The 2,503-nt window shown below is 38.4% G+C and carries 3 protein-coding genes; all 3 read left to right on the top strand.

Features of this window, described 5'->3' with window-relative positions; translation table 11 throughout:
- The coding region (locus B4W65_RS16895) for a response regulator transcription factor (protein ID WP_146697835.1) at positions 1-567 on the top strand (567 nt) is incomplete at its 5' end.
- Positions 568-605: 38 nt separating this feature from the next.
- Complete coding sequence (locus B4W65_RS16900) at positions 606-1,991, top strand: glycoside hydrolase family 28 protein (protein ID WP_088656336.1); 1,386 nt, start codon at positions 606-608, stop codon at positions 1,989-1,991.
- Positions 1,992-2,148: 157 nt separating this feature from the next.
- Positions 2,149-2,503 (top strand): hypothetical protein (locus B4W65_RS16905; protein ID WP_146697836.1); only part of this gene is annotated, 355 nt, incomplete at its 3' end.

Consider the following 2,503-nt stretch of genomic DNA (forward strand, 5'->3'; position numbering starts at 1 on the left):
TACGTACTAGGCCGAATGCTTACGAATGATGTGAGAATCAGTCACATTTCGGTGATCCTGTTAACGGCTTTATCCGATAATGAAAATCAGATAAAGGGTTATAAAATGGGGGCCGATGGTTACTTAACTAAACCGTTTGACCCGTCCTTGTTAAAAACGCGTATCGAAAATATTATTAAGGCAAGAGCTGAGCTTAAAGCTCAATTTTCAGGGGATATGGAAAGTAATGTGGATGTATTAACGCATTCTCCCGTTGACGAAGAATTTTTGAAAAAGTTGTCTGCTATCATTGAGGAAAACATCGGTGATACAAATTTGGCTGGTCATATATTGTGTTCAGGGTTAGGCATTAGTTCATCTACTCTGTATCGAAAAGTGAAAGAATTAACCGATTTGTCGCCCAATGAATTTATTAGAACCATTCGATTAAAAAAGGCTGTTCAGTTATTAAAGTCAAAACGAAACAATGTTTCTGAAGTGTCTGATATGGTTGGATTTAATGATCCCTATTACTTTAGTAGGTGTTTTAAGAAGCAGTTTGGTTTTCCTCCAAGTAACCTGCTGTGAGGTGAATGAAAATATTTACGTTGTAGAATTTATATTTTATGAAAAATTTTAAGATTGTTTTGGTCACTTGTGTCCTCATATTATTGGTCAGTTGTCAGGGTAACACAAATACAGAAAGGGTATTTATTATTACCGATTATGGCGCTGTGGCAGATGGAGTTACCGATAATTCTTTGGCCATTAAACAAGCTGTTGAAGCGTGTGTTCTGGCAGGTGGTGGTAAGGTGGTCATTCCGGGTGAAGGTGTGTTTGTAAGCGGGCCCTTCGATTTAGTATCAAAAATGGAATTACAGGTGGAGGGTGGAGCTACCTTGCTGGCAAATCCCGATACTACGGTATATACCAAAAGCGCCTTTAGAGAAAATCCGGGTGAAGGCACCATCTGGATCGGAGGAGTAAATCTTCATGATCTTGCCATTACAGGTCTGGGTGTTATTGATGGCAATGGCTTGAAATTTATGGGTGAGGAACTTGGCGACGCATATGAATTGTTGCCTTTTAAGGTGAAAGATCCGCGTCCGCATATCCTGACACTTGAAAATGTGCATAACTTAAGAATTGAGAATGTGACATTCAGGAATTCTGCTTATTGGACTGTCCATTTAATTGGGTGTAATGATGCTGTTATCACGGGAATTACCATTGATAATAGTCTAAAGATCAGAAATAGTGACGGCATTGATTTGGACCATTGTAAAAACATCCGAATTAGCGATTGTTACATACAAAGTGGCGATGATAGCATTTGCTTAAAAAACAGAAGGGAGTTCAAGGAATATGGGAAATGTGAAAATATTGTGATTACCAATTGCCTGATGTCCTCCAGATCATGTGCCTTTAAAATTGGATCTGAAAATATGGATACCATACAAAATGTAACCGTCAGTAATTGTACTATTTTGGGCAGTAACAGAGGTATTGGTATTCAAAACAGAGATGAGGGCGTAGTGCAAAATGTGCTGTTTTCAAATATCATAATTGAAAGTAAATTTTTTAGTGATGTTTGGTGGGGTAAGTCTGAGCCCATTTATGTAACTGCTTATCGTAGAGCCAATATTGATCATAAAGATGCAAGCTGGAGATTCCCTGAAGGAGCAACAGAAGGCTTTGTGGGTCAGGTAAATGATATTACATTCAGAAATATCCAGTGTCGTTCAGAAAACGGCATTTACGTAAGTGCTGAATCCAGGGAGAAAATCAACCATATTCTATTTGATGGTGTTTCTGTTGTCCTAAACAGAGTTACCGACTATGAAGGCGGCGTTTATGATCGTCGGCCATGCGAAGGGGAAGGACTGGTAAAAGCAAAAACTTCTGCCTTTTATATTGACAATGCTACTGATGTTCAGGTAAGAGATTGTGACATTAGAATTGGCGCTAATGCCCCGTTAAATATGGGCGAGTTGATTCACAGAACCAACTAGATAAAAGGTTGCCTGGGAAACCATTGAATTTTCTCCTGCAGTTGTCCCTGTTATTACTTTGTTTTTCCTATTTTTAATATTCCAACAGTTATGTGATCTTAGCAGTAAATTAGTTGAACCCAGTAACAAGGGGATGGCTTAAGAATTACCAGTACCAATGAATAAAACCTTAGAAGCCTCTAGATGCTTGAAAAAGAATTGGATGAATAAAATTAGGTTAGTGTTTTTTGTTGCTTTGTTGGTATTAAATTTCAACCTTTTGCCAGCTGCCAAGGTGTCTGGGTTTATTGTTTCGTACAGTTCGGATACAATAACGGGGGAAATAAAGATCCCAAGATTCGATAGTTATACAGGTGGGCTCATCCTGTTTGGTATAAACCTGGAACAGGTTCATTCGACTTTGACATTTAGAGAAAACGGTACCGGTCGCTTTGAATTCTTTAAACCAAATGAGATTGCAGGCTTTGGTTTTGAGTATAAGTCTATAGTAACTACTCAGGTCTCATTTGCAA

Origin of the sequence: Geofilum rhodophaeum, assembly GCF_002210225.1 — a bacterium.
GTDB classification, from domain to species: Bacteria; Bacteroidota; Bacteroidia; order Bacteroidales; family Marinilabiliaceae; genus Geofilum; species Geofilum rhodophaeum.